General features: G+C 73.6%; 14 protein-coding genes and 2 pseudogenes. 6 read left to right on the top strand and 10 right to left on the bottom strand.

All coding sequences use genetic code 11. The features are described 5' to 3' along the window. Nucleotides 1-2: 2 nt before the first annotated feature. Entirely contained in the window at nucleotides 3-566 is a 564-nt protein-coding gene (locus AB0C87_RS13470; protein WP_360577614.1) for a DUF1349 domain-containing protein, read from the bottom strand. Between the two features lie 149 nt (nucleotides 567-715). Here AB0C87_RS13470 and AB0C87_RS13465 point away from each other — a divergent pair. Beyond that, nucleotides 716-1390 (top strand): annotated as a pseudogene (locus tag AB0C87_RS13465) (phosphatase PAP2 family protein); the annotation flags it as partial. Nucleotides 1391-1439: 49 nt separating this feature from the next. Beyond that, nucleotides 1440-2201, top strand: coding sequence for a creatininase family protein (locus AB0C87_RS13460; protein WP_345177523.1), 762 nt, complete (start codon nucleotides 1440-1442; stop codon nucleotides 2199-2201). On the opposite strand, the pseudogene AB0C87_RS13455 reads toward AB0C87_RS13460, so the two are convergent. The 9 genes and pseudogenes from AB0C87_RS13455 to AB0C87_RS13415 form a co-directional block, all read right to left on the bottom strand. Next, nucleotides 2196-2882, bottom strand: a pseudogene (locus AB0C87_RS13455) (lysylphosphatidylglycerol synthase domain-containing protein); the annotation flags it as partial. The gene AB0C87_RS13460 and the pseudogene AB0C87_RS13455 sit on opposite strands and share 6 nt — an antisense overlap. An 83-nt stretch (nucleotides 2883-2965) precedes the next feature. Next, entirely contained in the window at nucleotides 2966-3763 is a 798-nt protein-coding gene (locus AB0C87_RS13450; RefSeq protein WP_360577611.1) for a class I SAM-dependent methyltransferase, read from the bottom strand. Nucleotides 3764-3789: 26 nt separating this feature from the next. Further along, nucleotides 3790-4863: a glycosyltransferase family 4 protein gene (locus AB0C87_RS13445; RefSeq protein WP_360353309.1), complete on the bottom strand. Its 1074-nt coding sequence runs from the start codon at nucleotides 4861-4863 to the stop codon at nucleotides 3790-3792. Next, nucleotides 4860-5258: a 6-carboxytetrahydropterin synthase gene (locus AB0C87_RS13440; protein ID WP_360577609.1), complete on the bottom strand. Its 399-nt coding sequence runs from the start codon at nucleotides 5256-5258 to the stop codon at nucleotides 4860-4862. Before AB0C87_RS13440 ends, AB0C87_RS13445 begins: the two co-directional genes overlap by 4 nt. Nucleotides 5259-5301: 43 nt before the next feature. Then, nucleotides 5302-6273, bottom strand: coding sequence for a zinc-binding alcohol dehydrogenase (locus AB0C87_RS13435; RefSeq protein WP_360577607.1), 972 nt, complete (start codon nucleotides 6271-6273; stop codon nucleotides 5302-5304). Next, nucleotides 6230-7078: a CDP-alcohol phosphatidyltransferase family protein gene (locus AB0C87_RS13430; protein WP_360577606.1), complete on the bottom strand. Its 849-nt coding sequence runs from the start codon at nucleotides 7076-7078 to the stop codon at nucleotides 6230-6232. The genes AB0C87_RS13435 and AB0C87_RS13430 overlap by 44 nt, the downstream gene beginning before the upstream one ends. Beyond that, entirely contained in the window at nucleotides 7075-7722 is a 648-nt protein-coding gene (ribA, locus tag AB0C87_RS13425) for a GTP cyclohydrolase II (protein WP_345177536.1), read from the bottom strand. The genes AB0C87_RS13430 and ribA overlap by 4 nt, the downstream gene beginning before the upstream one ends. 113 nt (nucleotides 7723-7835) lie before the next feature. Then, nucleotides 7836-8582: a nucleotidyltransferase domain-containing protein gene (locus AB0C87_RS13420; RefSeq protein ID WP_345177538.1), complete on the bottom strand. Its 747-nt coding sequence runs from the start codon at nucleotides 8580-8582 to the stop codon at nucleotides 7836-7838. Further along, nucleotides 8579-9280: a nucleotidyltransferase domain-containing protein gene (locus tag AB0C87_RS13415; RefSeq protein ID WP_345177540.1), complete on the bottom strand. Its 702-nt coding sequence runs from the start codon at nucleotides 9278-9280 to the stop codon at nucleotides 8579-8581. The genes AB0C87_RS13420 and AB0C87_RS13415 overlap by 4 nt, the downstream gene beginning before the upstream one ends. A gap of 209 nt (nucleotides 9281-9489) precedes the next feature. On the opposite strand from AB0C87_RS13415, the gene AB0C87_RS13410 reads away from it, so the two are divergent. From AB0C87_RS13410 to AB0C87_RS13395, 4 genes are read left to right on the top strand one after another with little or no spacing between them, the layout of a single operon-like run. Further along, entirely contained in the window at nucleotides 9490-10791 is a 1302-nt protein-coding gene (locus AB0C87_RS13410) for an ABC transporter substrate-binding protein (protein WP_360577605.1), read from the top strand. Beyond that, nucleotides 10788-11813, top strand: coding sequence for a sugar ABC transporter permease (locus tag AB0C87_RS13405; protein ID WP_360577603.1), 1026 nt, complete (start codon nucleotides 10788-10790; stop codon nucleotides 11811-11813). Before AB0C87_RS13410 ends, AB0C87_RS13405 begins: the two co-directional genes overlap by 4 nt. Continuing rightward, the gene (locus tag AB0C87_RS13400) at nucleotides 11810-12640 is read left to right on the top strand and encodes a carbohydrate ABC transporter permease (RefSeq protein ID WP_345177546.1); all 831 of its coding nucleotides are present in this window, start codon (nucleotides 11810-11812) and stop codon (nucleotides 12638-12640) included. Before AB0C87_RS13405 ends, AB0C87_RS13400 begins: the two co-directional genes overlap by 4 nt. A 32-nt stretch (nucleotides 12641-12672) precedes the next feature. Further along, on the top strand, nucleotides 12673-14319 hold the full coding sequence (locus tag AB0C87_RS13395) for a glycoside hydrolase family 13 protein (protein ID WP_360577601.1): 1647 nt from the start codon (nucleotides 12673-12675) through the stop codon (nucleotides 14317-14319). Nucleotides 14320-14321: the final 2 nt, after the last annotated feature.

Raw genomic sequence — 14321 nt, 5'->3', positions numbered from 1 at the left:
CTTCATGGATGCAGGGCCGCGTCGGGCGGAGTTTCGGCGACGCGGGTGAAGCGGACGGTCAGGCCGTCGCGTTCGGGGGCGCAGCAGTAGGGGCCCGCGGCGGCCATGACGCCGGGAGGGAAGGGCGCCAGCCGGATCATCCGCCAGGGCTCGTCGCCGGCGCGGGCGCGGACGGTCACGGCGTCGCCCGAGCGGCTGGCGCGGATGGTCACCTCGCGGCCTTGCCACGGGACGGGCGCCGAGGACCAGTCGGACACGCCGTGGGTGACCACCGCGCCCAGCTGGAGGGCGCCGTCGCAGTACTCGGCGCCCGCCTTGATCCAGGTCGTCGCGGAGAGGCGGACGAGGAGGCCGGCCTGGTCGAACTGGTGGTCGTAGGAGGCGACGAAGGAGACCTCGATCGCGGCCTCGGGGCCGAACGGGGACAGCAGGGCGTGCCCGCTGTCGCGGTCGTAGCCGTAGGACGTCGTGCGCCAGAAGTCGCCGCCCCGCGCCGCGGTGACGACGAGGGCGGGGCCGTCGGGCGTCGCGGACGGCGGCGGGTTGAGCCATTCACCGGTGATCATAGGTCGGAAATCTACGTCAAGGGGGTGGAGTCAACCCCACCACCAGGGGTGGGTTTTACCTCCCATGATCGGGTAGCTGAACCCAGTGTCTCCGGAAATGTCAGACGCGAGGGTTGAGATGGACGGGGACGACCGGGCTGGGAGGCACGATGGTGAGCGGAGCGGCAGTGGGCGGGGCGGTGCGCGGCCGGATGCGGCCGCTGCTCACCGAGGTGGGGCTGCTGGCGGTCCTGTTCGCCTTCTACAAGTGGGGCCGGACGCTGATCGAGAGCGGCCCCGGACAGGCGATGGCGAACGCGCACGGGCTGTGGCGGTTCGAGCGGGAATGGCTGCCGAGCGAGGTCGGATTCCAGCATTGGGCGCTCGGATGGGACCACGCGGCGTTCCTCGCCAATGTCTATTACGTGAGCGTCCATTTTCCCGGAACGGCGTTGCTGCTGATCTGGCTTTATGTGCGGCACAGGTCCGCCTATGCCCGGGTCCGCAACGAACTGGTGGCGCTGACGGCGGCCGGCCTCGTGGTGCACACGATGTTCCCGCTGGCGCCGCCCCGGCTGGCGGGGATCGGGGCCGTCGACACGATGCTGACCGTGGGGCCGTCGGCCTATCCGGCGGCGGCCGACGGGATCGCCAACCAGTACGCGGCCATGCCGTCCCTGCACATCGGGTGGGCGATCCTGGTGGCCGTGGCGGTACTGCGGGTGTCGCGGAGCCGGTGGCGGTGGGTCGTCGCGCTGCACGCGCCGCTCACGGTCCTCGTGGTGGTGGTGACGGCCAACCACTACTGGACAGACGGGATCGTCGCCGCGCTCCTGCTGGCCGGCGCCATGGCGCTGGTTTCCCTGGCCGGACGGATGCGGCAAGCTGTGGGTCATGCTGCCGACGCACACGAGTCCCGAGGTCCCGGACGTCCCCGTGGCGGTCCTGCCGATCGGGAGCCACGAGCAGCACGGCCCGTTCCTTCCCCTCGCGACGGACACGGTGATCGCGTGCACGATCGCGGCGGAGATCGCGAAGGCGTACCCGGTGCGGACGCTCCCGCCAGTGACGATCTCGTGCTCGCATGAGCACGCGGACTGGCCCGGGACGGTGAGCATCTCGGCGGCGACCCTGTACGCGGTGGTCAGGGACGTCGCCGAGTCGCTGCGCCGGGCCGGCGTCCCCAAGCTCGTGCTGGTCAACGGGCACGGGGGCAACTACGTGCTCGGCAACGTCGTGCAGGAGGCGCACGGCGACATGGCCCTGTTCCCCGCGATGGAGCACTGGGAGGCGGCGGAGAGGGCGTCCGGCGCGGAGACGTCCGCGGTCAGCGACATGCACGCCGGGGAGCTGGAGACCTCCATCCTGCTGCACGCCCATCCGGAGCTGGTCCGGGACGGGTACCGGACCGCCGACCATCTGGCCGACGACCGGCGGCACCTCCTGACGACGGGGATGGCGGCCTACACGACGTCGGGCGTGGTCGGGCGGCCGTCACTGGCCAGCGCCGACAAGGGCCGGGAGACGCTGCGGAGCTTCGTCGCGTCGTTCGGGGACGTCCTCGCGGTGCTTCAGCAGCAGGGCGGCCGCGCCGGGCAGGGACGCGACGAAGGTGAGAACCCCGTACACGACGGAGACGGTCAGGCCCTGCGCTGAGCCGAGCCCGGCCGCGCCGAACGCCAGGGCGAGCACGGCCTCGCGCGGTCCCCAGCCGCCGACGTTCACCGGCAGCACCATCACCAGGAGCGCCAGCAGGAGCAGCGGCAGGAGGGTGAGCAGCGGGGCCGTCGCGCCGGCGAGGCGGGCGGCGACCACGAACAGGGCCAGGTGACCGGCCAGCGCCGCGGCCGACAGGCCCACGATCGCGGGCCAGGCGCGCAGGGCGGCGCGCACGTCCGCGAACGCCGGCGCCAGCGCGCGGCGCCGCCACCGGGCGAGGACCAGCACCGCGGCCAGGACGGCTCCCGCCGGGACCAGGGCGGGCGCCAGCGCCGACACGAGCGCGGGGTGGGCGAGCAGCGCGGCGGCGCCCGCGGCGATCGCGACGCCCTGACCGGCGACGCGTTCGAGGAACACGGCCCGCACGCCGCGCGCGACATCGCCCGCTCGGTTCCCGTGGCTCACCGCGCGGTGGACGTCCCCGAGCACGCCCGCGGGCAGCACGGCGTTGAGGAACTGGGACCGGTAGTAGTCCGCGACGGCTCCGCCCAGCGGCAAGTGGAGGCCGAGCCGAAGCGCGACCAGCCGCCAGCGGGCCGCGCTGAGCACGGTGGTCAGCAGGCCCAGGGCGAGCGCCGCCGCCACGGCCCCGGCGTCCACGGCGTGGAGCGCGTCCACGAACGCGTCCGTGCTGTGCCACCACAGGAGCGCGGCGAGGATGCCCAGCCCGGCGAGCGGGCGCAGCCAGGGCAGGAACTTCGTCACGGGGCGCTCCCGGGGAGGACGAGGAGGTCGACGTGGTGGACCTCGGCGGTGAGGCGCCCGGCGGCGCACTCGGTGAGGCGGCGGCCGAGGTAGTCCTCGGCGAAGGGGGCCAGGTCGGGCCGCTGCTCGACGGCGGCGGCGACCCAGCCGCGCAGCCACTGCGCGGTCAGCGCGGCCTGGCCGGGGCCGAGCCGCCACGGGCTCGGGCGCGCCTGGACCGACGCGCCGCGGCGGCCGAACGCCCGGGTCGCGGCGGCGACGGCGTCGGGCCCGAGGAGCCCGCCGCGGCGCTGGTGGGCGTCGAAGGCGGTGGCGAACTCGGCGTCGAGCGGCTCGGGCGGGGAGAGGCGGACGCGCCCGACGACCGACAGGGTGAGCAGCGCCGGGCAGGCGACCGCGGCGGCGATCGCCTCGACCTCGGCGGCGGTGAGCACGTCCAGCAGCGCGGACGCGGTGACCAGCGACGCGCCCACCAGGTCGGACGCGCGGAGCGCGCCGATGTCGCCCGCGCGCGTCTCGACCGTCGCGGGCGTCCCGTCGGCGGTCGCGTACTCGCTCGCGCGGGCGCGGTCGAGCAGGCGCGGATCGGCGTCGTGCAGGATCCAGTGCTGCGGGCCGCGCAGCCGCCCGGACAGCCAGCGCCCCTGGGAGCCGGTGCCGCACCCGAGGTCCCAGATGACCAGCGGCCCGTCCGCCGGGAGCGCGGCGCGGAGCGGGTCGAGCAGCTCCGTGGCCCGCGCCGTCGCGTCCGCGCCCTCGCGCAGCTCCAGCCAGGATGGATCGAACTCCGTCACAGCGCCTCCTCGCGCCTCGACCCCCGTCATGGCGCCTCCCTTCGCAGCTTCGACAAGACGGTTCCCATGCGGCGGGCGGTGTCGTCCCAGCCGGGCAGCGTGCCGCGCCGCAGCCGGGCGGAGGCGCGCAGCCGGTCGCGCAGCTCCGGTTCGACGAGCCAGCGGCGCAGCGCCGCGCCCAGCGCGACGGGGTCGTCCGGCGGCACGAGCATGCCGGGGACGGCCCCGGACGGATCCCAGCCCAGCGTGTCCGGGACCCCGTCCACCGAGGTCGCGAGCACCGGGACGCCGCGCGCCAGCGCCTCGGTCACCACCATCCCGAACGTCTCCGCGCGGGACGCCAGGACGAGCAGGTCGGCACCGGCGTAGGCGTCGTCCAGCCGCTTGCCGGTCAGCGGACCCGTCAGCTCGACGCGCCCGTCGAGCCGGTGCCCGCCGATCAGCCGCCGGACCCGCGCGACGTGTTCCGGGTCGCCGCCCAGCGGCCCGACGCACTCGCAGTCCCAGGACAGGTGCGCAATGGTGGCGAGCGCCTCCACGAGGACGTCGTGCCCCTTGCGCGGGGTCACCGACGCCACGCACAGCAGCCGCGCCGCGCCGTCGGTGCCGGACGCGAGCGGCGCCGGGTCGGTGCCCGGGGCGACGGCGTGGACGCGGGACGGCTCCAGGCCGTGGTGGGCGATCAGGTGGTCCCGGGCCCACGGGCTCGTCGCGACGACGGCCCCGGCCGCCTCCAGCACCTCGCGTTCGCCCGCGTTCAGATCGCCCTGCCCGGGTTCGTCGGCGAGCGGGAGGTGGACGAGGACGGCGAGCCGCAGCCGCGCCGCCTCCGGGACGACGATCTCCGGGACGCCGCACGCCACCAGCCCGTCCATGAGGACGACGGACCCGCCGGGCAGCGCGGCCAGCGCGCGTCCCAGACCGGCGCGGGCCGCCCGGTCCGGCCGCGGCCACGCGCCGGGCACCGCCACCTCCCGGACGGGGCGCCCGGACGCCGCGAGCTCCTCGCACAGCCGCCGGTCGTAGCGGTTGCCGCCGCTCGGGGCGGCGGCGTCGTCGACGCCGGCCGGGACGACCACGCACACCTCGCGGGACGTCACAGTTCACGCTCGTAGCTGGCCCAGGCGACGTGCGACTCGTGCAGCGTCACCGTGATGCCGGCCAGGCCGGCGGCGTTGGCGCCGAACGAACCGGCGCGCACCCGGTCGGCGAGCCGGTCGGCGATGACCTTGGCGAGGAACTCCGTCGAGGTGTTGACCCCGGCGAAGTCCGGCTCGTCGTCCAGGTTGCGGTAGTTCAGCGCGCCCAGGACCTCGCCGAGCTCGCTGGTGGCAAGCCCGATGTCGACGACGATGCCGTCCGGGTCGAGGTCGGCCCGGCGGAAGGTCGCGTCCACCACGAACGTCGCGCCGTGCAGGTGCTGCGCGGGCCCGAAGACCTCGCCGCGGAAACTGTGCGCGATCATGACGTGGTCGCGGACGGTGATGGCGAACAACGAACGTCCTCCTCGGTAAGCAGGCTCGGCGGGCGGTCCCGCCTCAGTAGGCGATCCGGTGGCACAGGGCGGGCTGCTCGCCGCCCGCGAGGCGCGGCATCAGCCGCGGCAGCTCGGCGAACGGGCTCTCCCCGGTGATCAGCTCGCCGAAGGCGGGGTCGGCGAGCAGCCGCAGCGCGAGCGCGATCCGGTCGGCGAAGCCGCGGCGCGACCGGCGGGACGGCGGCACGGCGCCGACCTGGCTGCCCCGGATCGCCAGCCGCCGCGAGTGGAAGAACTCCCCGAGCGGGACGGTGACCCGCCGGTCGCCGTACCAGCTCAGCTCGATCACCTCCCCCTCCGGTGCGAGCAGCTCCAGCGACCGGGCGAGCCCGGCCTCGGACGCGCTCGCGTGCACGACCAGGTCGCAGCCGCCCTCGGCCTGGTCGGGATGGGCGAACCCGACGCCGAGCGCCCGCGCGACGTCCGCGCGGGACGGGTCGGTGTCGACCAGCTGGATCCGGCATCCCGGGAAGCCCGCGAGCACGCCGGCGACCGAGCAGCCGACCATCCCGGCGCCGACCACGGCGATGCGGTCGCCGACGAGCGGCGCCGCGTCCCACAGCGCGTTCACGGCCGTCTCCACCGTCCCGGCGAGGATCGCCCGCTCCGGCGGCACGCCGTCCGGGACGGCGCTGACCGCGCTCGCCGGGACGACGTACCGGGTCTGGTGCGGATAGAGGCAGAACACCCTGCGGCCGGCCAGCTCGGCGGGGCCGTGCTCGACCACGCCGACGTTGAGGTACCCGTACTTGACCGGGCCGGGGAACGCCCCGTCCTGGAACGGCGCCCGCATGACGGCGTGCTGGTTCGGCGGGACGCCGCCGCGGAACACGATCGCCTCGGTGCCGCGGCTCACCCCCGAGAAGAGCGTCCGGACGAGCACCTCCCCCGGCCCTGGCTCGGGGAGGACGACATCGCGGATCTCGCCCTCACCTGGCGACCGGATCCAGAAGGCGCGCGCGTCGCGCTCCATCCGTGCCCCTTCCCCGAATCGTCCGGTTCTCCTGAGTTCCTTGCGCCTCTCCGACAGCGGCGGGCACACGATCCGCCGTGCGCCGCCGCTTCGCCAGCCACGCCACGTCCCGTCCGAAGGACCACACCAGCAGCGCCAGCGCCGCCGCCACGAGCGCGCCCGAGTGCGGCACGACGCCCGACGCCGCGACGACCAGCGCCACCCCCTGCACCACGGCGACGGCCTTGCGCGCGACGCTCGGCCGCAGCTCCGCGCGCAGCCACGGCGCCGTCCAGGCCGCCGCGCCGAACGCGTACCGCATCGCCCCGATCGCCAGCACCCACAGGCCCGCCGTCCGCGCGACCTCGACGCTCAGCACCAGCACCAGGACCGCGTCGGTCTCCATGTCGAACCGCGCCCCGAGCCTGGACACCGTCCCGGTGCGCCGTGCGACCCGACCGTCGACGCCGTCCAGCACGAGGGCCGCGGAAGCGGCCGCGACCAGCGGCCAGAGGCCGGCGTCACCGGTGAGATGCCCCGCGACCAGCGCCGCGACACCCCCGGTGAGGACCACCCGCGCCAGCGTCACGTGGTCGGCCGGCCCCAGCGCCCGCCGCCGCCGGAACGCGGCGGTCAGCAGCGCCCACGAGGCCAGCGCGTACCCGACGCCCACGGCCAGGCCCGCGTGGCCGGGACGGAGCAGCGCCAGCAGGGCGAGCTGGGCGGCGACGGCCGCGGCCAGCTCCGGTCCCCTCGTCAGGCGGGGACGGCGCGGGGCAGGGAGCCCGGCCGGCGCCGGGCGCGGCAGCGCCATCGGCCGCGTCATCGCCGCACCTCGCCGAGCGCCCCGGCGGGGGCGTCGAGCTGCGGGAGGTCGTGGCCGAGCCGGTCGCGCTTGGCGGTGAGGTAGCGGACGTTGTCGGCGCTGACCGGGACGAGCAGCGGGACGCGCGCCGCGACGGCGACCCCGTAGGACTCCAGCGCGCTCACCTTGACCGGGTTGTTGGACATCAGCCGCACCGACCGGACGCCGAGGTGCCGCAGGATCCGGGCGGCCGGGCCGTAGTCGCGCACGTCCACCGGCAGCCCGATGGCCGTGGCGGAGTCGACGGTGTCCAGTCCCTGGTCGTCCTGCAGGATGTGGGTCCGGACCTTCGCCACCAGCCCGATCCCGCGGCCCTCGTGGCCGCGCAGGTAGACCAGTGCACCGGCGCCCTCGCGGGCGATGGCGTCCAGGGCGGCGCCGAGCTGGTCCCCGCACTCGCAGCGCGTCGCGCCGAAGATGTCGCCCGTCATGCACTCGGAGTGCATCCGGACGAGCACGTCGTCGCGCCCCCGCACCTCGCCCCGCACCAGCGCCATGTGCTCGTGCCCGTCGACCGGGTCCCGGAACGCGACGGCGCGGAACACACCGCGCCGGGTTCTGAGGTCCGCCTCCGCGATGTCCTTCTGGTCGATGCCCTCGTCCATCGCTCCCCTTCCCTGGCTACACAACCACCCCTGGTACGTCGCGAACGCCCGAGGTGGTTGTGTCCCAAAACGGTCCGTACAACCGATGGCACGCAGGGGAGGCGCCTCAGGGTTCAGCCCAGGCGGACGCGGACCACCAAGTCGTGGAGGGCGCGGCGGTTCGCGGGTGCCTCGGGGAGGGCGCTGCGGTCGCGTTCGCTTTCCAGAAGGACGCTGAGAGCGGCGACGTCGTCCTGCAGGCGGGCCGGGTCCGGCGCGTCGTCCGGCAGCGCGGCGTGCTCGGCGGCCCGCTTCGCCTCGATCAGCTCGGGCAGGTAGGACGGCCCGTCTCCGGCGAGCCGGGTCAGGTCGGCCTCGACCTCGCCGGTCCGCATCAGGTGGACTCCGGTCAGCAGCACCCGGAACGTGTAAAGGAGCGGTTTGAGCTCCCGCGACCGCTCGAAGAGCTTCCACTGGGACCGCGCGAACCCCAGGTAGTGGTGCGCGTGGTTGAAGGTGACCAGCCCGGGGACGAGGGACTTCAGCTCCGCGTGCACGGGAGAGGTGGCCACGACCAGGGGCGACATGACCTGCTCCAGGACGTAGCCGTTGCGCCGCATGAGCAGCGTGCAGAACTTGGCCAGTTCGTGGGTGACCGCGTCGGCCTCCACTCCGGCGTGGTCCCACATCAGCGTGACGGTCTCCTCCCCCGTCTCCAGGCCGACGACCTCCTCCAGCGGCAGCAGGTGGACGCCGCGCAGGTCGACGTCGGAGTCCCGCGACGGGAACCCGTACAGGTGCGCGCCGCTGACGGTGAGGAACGCGCGGGGGTAGGGGTGGTCGGCGGCGAGGCGGTCGGCCATGCCCTCGGGGAGGTTCACCAGGTCACACTCCTACGTCGAACGGAGACCAGCAGTTCCTCGACCGCGGCGCGGTCGGGCTCGGGCGGCAGCGGGCTTCGGTCCAGGGCCTCGTCCATCGCGGCGCCGACGGAGGCGCGCCACGCGCCGATCTCGTCCCAGCCGACTTCGCCGCGGCGGACGGCGAGGAGCCGCTCGCGCAGGCCGCCGACCTCCAGCCGCGGCTCGCCGTGCCGGACGAGGCGCAGGCCGCTCTCCAGCAGCCGCAGCATGTGCATGACGTGCTTCCAGCGCGGCGCTCCGCCGTTGCGCAAGTCGCCGTCCAGCTTGCGGAACTGGGCCTCGGCGTAGCGGAGGAACGTGCGGTGCGCATGCCGGGACAGGAACGCCGGCCGCACGGCAAGCAGCTCCTCCCCGACCGGCGTGACCCGCTCGACCAGCGGCGACCACAGGCATTCGAGGACGGTCGGGTTCGCGGCCAGCGCCAGCTCGCAGAAGCGCTCCAGCTCCCAGGAGAACTGCTCGGGCAGCGGGCCGTCCAGATGCGTCGGCGGCTTGGTAAAACGCCAGAACAGGGGCGCCGGGGCCGCGTAGACGCCGCGCCGGTCGACGTCGCTCTCATCGGTGGCCAGTCCGTACGCGCGCGACCCGACCACGACCGACAGGATCGTGTGGTCGCGGACGAGGTCGAGCGCGCCGGAGGGGTCGGGGTTCGTCACGCGGGCAGCCTGGCGCAGGCCCCGCGGGCATGTCGACCGGATTGTCCGGTCTGTGCAAAACGGTTACAGATCGGCCACGAACTTGCTGAAAGTTTCTGCAAGTGATTTACGCGGCTGAAACGCGTTGCTAACGTCCCGGACCAGCCACCCCCAACTCTTGACCTGCGGGACGACGGCCCGGCGCGGGACGTCCCGCGAAGGAGGACACCATGCGGCGCACTCCCCTGATCGGCGGCACGGTGGTCTGCGCCGCCCTCGCGCTGTCGCTCTCCGCCTGCGGCGGCGACGACGACGGCGGCTCGAAGGGCGGCGCGGGCGCGGCGAGCCTGCAGGGCCGCGGTCCGATCACCTTCGTGACCGGCAAGGACCGCTCGGGCTACCTGCAGAAGCAGCTCGACGGCTGGAACACCGAGCACCCGAAGGAGCAGGTCCGCATCATCGAACTGCCGGACGAGCCGAACGACCAGCGGCAGCAGATGATCCAGAACGCCACGACCAGGTCCGACGCCTACTCGGTGCTGAACCTCGACGTGGTGTGGACGGCCGAGTTCGCCGCCAACCGCTGGCTCGCGCCGCTGCCCAAGGACGAGATCGACCTGTCCAGGATGCTGCCCGCGACCATCGCCACCGGGCAGTACCGCGACAAGCTGTACGCCGTGCCGTCCACGTCCGACGCCGGAATGCTCTACTTCCGCAAGGACCTGCTGGAGAAGGCCGGCATCACCGACCCGCCGAAGACCTACACCGAGATGTGGGACGACTGCGCCAAGGTCAAGAAGCTGCCCGAGGCGAAGGACGCCGACTGCTTCTTCACCGAGGTCAACAAGACCGAGAGCATGACGATCAGCGCCGTCGAGGCGATCGAGAGCGCCGGCGGCTCCATCATCGGCCCCGACGGCAAGCCCTCGCTGAACACCCCGCAGGCCAAGCAGGGCGTCGAGTTCCTCGTCGGCGCCAAGAAGGACCACATGCCGAAGGAGGCCGTCACCCTCGACACCGAGGGCGGCCGCCGCTACTTCCAGTCCGGCAAGCTGATCTTCCAGCGGCAGTGGCCGTACCAGTACGGGCTGGCGAACTCGGACGACGGCTCGTCGAAGGTGGCGGGCAGGTTCGCGGTCGCGCCGCTGCCCGGCCCGACCGGCCCCGGCGTCGCCAACCTCGGCGGCCACAACCTCGCGATCTCCGCGTTCGCCAAGAACAAGGCGACCTCGCTCGACTTCATCCGCTACCTCACCGGCGAGCAGGCCCAGCGCGCCAACCTCCTCGCGACCTCGCAGGCGCCCACCGTCGCGGCGCTGTACGACGACCCCGAGATGGTGAAGAAGTTCCCGTACCTGCCCGTCCTCAAGCAGGCCATCGCCAACGCCAGGCCCCGTCCGGTCGCCGTCAAGTACGGCGACGTCACCGCCGCGATCCAGGGTGAGATGTACGACGCGGTGACCGGGAAGAAGCCCGCCGACCAGGCCCTGACGGACCTGCAGGGCAAGCTCCAGCCGCTGACCGCGCAGTGAGCGGGACGACCACCGCCGAGAGCGCGCCCGCCGCCGGCACCGCCGCGGCGGGCGCGCCCCGCGGACGCGCGAAGTCCGACGTGCAGGGCACGCGGCGGCTCGCGGCGCTGCTGCTGTCGCCCACCCTGCTCGTGCTCGCCCTCGTGATCGGCTACCCGGTCCTCGCCGGGTTCCGCGAGTCGCTGTACGCGCGCGGCGAGGGACTGGACGCCGACGGGTTCGTCGTCGAGGGCGACCGCTTCGTCGGCCTCGACAACTACACCGCGATCTTCCAGGGCGACCGCGCCGACGCCTTCTGGAACGCCTTCTCCAACACCACGTTCTTCACCCTCACCACGGTCGTGCTGGAGACGGTGATCGGCGTCGCGATGGCGCTGATCATGCAGCAGGCGTTCCGCGGGCGGGCGCTGGTGCGCGCGAGCATCCTCGTCCCCTGGGCGATCCCGACCGCGATCTCCGGGCTGCTGTGGCGGTGGATCTTCCAGGCAGACGGCGCCGCGAACGCGGTGCTGCGCCAGGAGATCCTGTGGACCGCCGACGGCTTCCCCGCCAAGGCGGCCGTCGTCATCGCCGAGGTGTGGAAGACCTCCCCGTTCATCGGGCTGCTCGTCCTCGCCGGGCTGCAGATGATCCCCCGGGACGTCTACGAGGCCGCCCGGGTGGACGGCGCCGGCCCGGTCCAGCAGTTCTTCCGCATCACGCTGCCGCTGGTCAAGCCCGCGCTGCTGGTCGCCGTGCTGTTCCGGATGCTGGACGTGCTGCGGATGTTCGACCTGCCCGCCGTGCTGATCGGCGTCAACCAGAAGTCCGTGGAGACGCTGACGATGATCGCCTGGTTCGAGGCGTCCAACCTGCGGTACGGGTCGGCGGCGGCATACGCGACCGTCCTGTTCCTGTACATCGCGCTCATCGCCTACCTGTTCGTGAAGCTGCTCGGCGCCGACATCATCGGCGAGGCCCGGCGGGCCAGGCGCCCGCGCGCCGTCCGGACGCCGCGCGGCGGAAGGAGGGCGGCGGCATGACCGGCTCAGTGGTGAAGCGGACGCTGTCCTCCCTCGGGTTCGCCGCCGTGGCGGTGTACTGCCTCGCGCCGTTCTACTGGATGGCGGTCTCGGCGTTCCGCCGGCCGCAGGACCAGTTCGACAACTCGCCGGTCCCGGCGCGGTGGTCGTGGGAGAACTTCTCCGCGGTGTTCTCCGGCGACAACGGCTTCGGCCGCGCCCTGCTGAACAGCGTCATCGTGGCGGGCGCCACCACCGTGCTCACCCTGCTGGTCGGCACGTTCACCGCGTACGCGCTGGCCCGGCTGGACTTCCGGTTCAAGAACGCGGTGCTCGGACTGATCGTCGCGACGACGATGTTCCCGGGAATCTCGCAGCTGGTCCCGCTGCTGAAGCTCTTCACCGACATCAAGTGGATCAACACCTACCAGGCGATGGTGCTGCCCAGCCTCGGGTTCGCGCTGCCGCTGTCGGTGTGGCTGCTCACCGCGTTCTTCCGGCAGCTGCCGTTCGAGCTGGAGCAGGCGGCGATGGTGGACGGCTGCACCCGCGGCCAGGCCTTCCGCAAGATCATCGTCCCGCTGGCGGCGCCCGGGGTGTTCACCACGGCGATCCTGACCTTCATCGCCGCGTGGAACGAGTTCCTCATCGCGCTGTCCATGGTCAACAAGAAGGAGATGCAGACCGCGACCGTCGCGATCTCCAAGTTCACCGGCGTCTCCGGGTTCGACCAGCCGTTCGGCACCCAGATGGCGGCCGGGGTGATCGTGACCGTCCCGCTCATCGCCGTGGTGCTGGTCTTCCAGCGCCGGATCGTCGCCGGCCTCACCGCCGGCGGCGTCAAGTAGCACCCGACAGCTCCCGACAAAAAAGGATGTTCATGACCCAGGACACCCTGCTCGTCCACACCGCCGGCGACCGCGCCGAAGGCGGAGGCTGGTGGCGCGACGCCGTCATCTACCAGGTGTACGTGCGCAGCTTCGCCGACTCCGACGGCGACGGTGTCGGCGACCTGCCGGGCATCCGGTCCCGGCTGCCCTACCTGGCCGGCCTCGGCGTGGACGCGCTGTGGCTGACCCCGTTCTACGTCTCGCCGATGGCCGACTTCGGCTACGACGTGGCGGACTACCGCGACGTCGACCCGCTGTTCGGCACCCTCGCCGACGCGCGCGGCCTCATCGCGGACGCGCACGCGCACGGGCTGCGGATCATCGTGGACGTCGTGCCGAACCACACCTCCGACCGGCACGCCTGGTTCCGGGCCGCGCTCGCCGCGGCCCCCGGGTCCGCCGAGCGCGACCGCTACGTCTTCCGGGACGGGAGGGGACCGGACGGCGCCGAACCCCCCAACGACTGGGAGTCGGTGTTCGGCGGCCCCGCCTGGACGCGGGTGCCGGACGGCCAGTGGTACCTGCACCTGTTCGCGTCCGAGCAGCCCGACCTCAACTGGGAGAACCCCGAGGTCCACGCCGAGTTCGCCGACGTCCTGAGGTTCTGGCTCGACCTCGGCGTGGACGGCTTCCGCGTGGACGTCGCGCACGGCATGGCCAAGGCGCCGGGCCTGCCCGACGTGGGCCACCCGAACCAGACGGAGATGCTCGGCACGGCCGTCCTGCCCTACTTCGACCAGGACTCCGTCCACGACATCCACCGCGCGTGGCGCCGCCTGCTCGACTCCTACGGCGGGGAGCGGATCGCCGTCGCCGAGGCGTGGGCGCCGACGCCGCAGCGGCTCGCCGACTACACCCGTCCCGACGAGCTGCACCAGGCGTTCAACTTCCACTACCTGACCGCGCCGTGGGAGGCCGGCGGGATGCGGGCGGTGATCGAGGAGTCGCTGCGCACGGCCGGGGCCGTCGGCGCGCCCGCGACCTGGGTGCTGTCCAACCACGACGTGAAACGGCACGTCACGCGGTACGGCGACGGCGAGACCGGCCTGCGGCGCGCCCGCGCGGCCGCGCTGCTGACGCTCGCGCTGCCCGGCTCGGCCTACGTCTACCAGGGCGAGGAGCTCGGCCTGCCGGAGGTCCTGGACCTGCCGGAGGAGTTCCAGCGGGACCCGCAGCGGCTGCGCGCCGAGGGCGCCGGCCGCGACGGCTGCCGCGTCCCGATGCCGTGGGAGGGCGAGGAGCCCCCGTTCGGCTTCGGCGCGGGCGGCGCGTCCTGGCTCCCGATCCCCACCGCGTGGCGCGACCTGACCGTCGCCGCGCAGGACGGCGACCCCGGCTCGATGCTCGCGCTCTACCGCGAGGCGCTGCGGATCCGCCGCGGGCATCCGGCACTCGGTGACGGGGATTTGTGCTGGATTGCGAGCTCACCCGGCACACTGGTCTTCGTGCGTGCGGCCGGGGGCGGGAACGGGCGGCTCGCGTGCGCGGTCAACATGGGCGGCGCGACCGCGCGCGTCCATGTGCGGGGGACCCCGCTCCTGGCGAGCGGGCCGGTCCGCACCGACGGCCTCGCGGACGGCGGAGACGTCGACCTGCCCCCGGACACCGCACTGTGGTGGGACGTCGAGGAGGGATGACT

This window comes from Actinomadura sp. NPDC048021 (assembly GCF_040653135.1).
Taxonomy (GTDB): domain Bacteria; phylum Actinomycetota; class Actinomycetes; order Streptosporangiales; family Streptosporangiaceae; genus Spirillospora; species Spirillospora verrucosospora.
Note: the sequence above shows the minus strand (reverse complement) of the source record. Positions and strands in the feature narration are given on the sequence as shown.

Coding starts and splice junctions, on each gene's coding strand:
- AB0C87_RS13470 (WP_360577614.1), bottom strand. CDS start 566: ATGATCACCGGTGAATGGCTCAACCCGCCGCCGTCCGCGACGCCCGAC.
- AB0C87_RS13460 (WP_345177523.1), top strand. CDS start 1,440: ATGCTGCCGACGCACACGAGTCCCGAGGTCCCGGACGTCCCCGTGGCG.
- AB0C87_RS13435 (WP_360577607.1), bottom strand. CDS start 6,273: ATGGAGCGCGACGCGCGCGCCTTCTGGATCCGGTCGCCAGGTGAGGGC.
- AB0C87_RS13430 (WP_360577606.1), bottom strand. CDS start 7,078: ATGACGCGGCCGATGGCGCTGCCGCGCCCGGCGCCGGCCGGGCTCCCT.
- ribA (WP_345177536.1), bottom strand. CDS start 7,722: ATGGACGAGGGCATCGACCAGAAGGACATCGCGGAGGCGGACCTCAGA.
- AB0C87_RS13410 (WP_360577605.1), top strand. CDS start 9,490: ATGCGGCGCACTCCCCTGATCGGCGGCACGGTGGTCTGCGCCGCCCTC.
- AB0C87_RS13400 (WP_345177546.1), top strand. CDS start 11,810: ATGACCGGCTCAGTGGTGAAGCGGACGCTGTCCTCCCTCGGGTTCGCC.
- AB0C87_RS13395 (WP_360577601.1), top strand. CDS start 12,673: ATGACCCAGGACACCCTGCTCGTCCACACCGCCGGCGACCGCGCCGAA.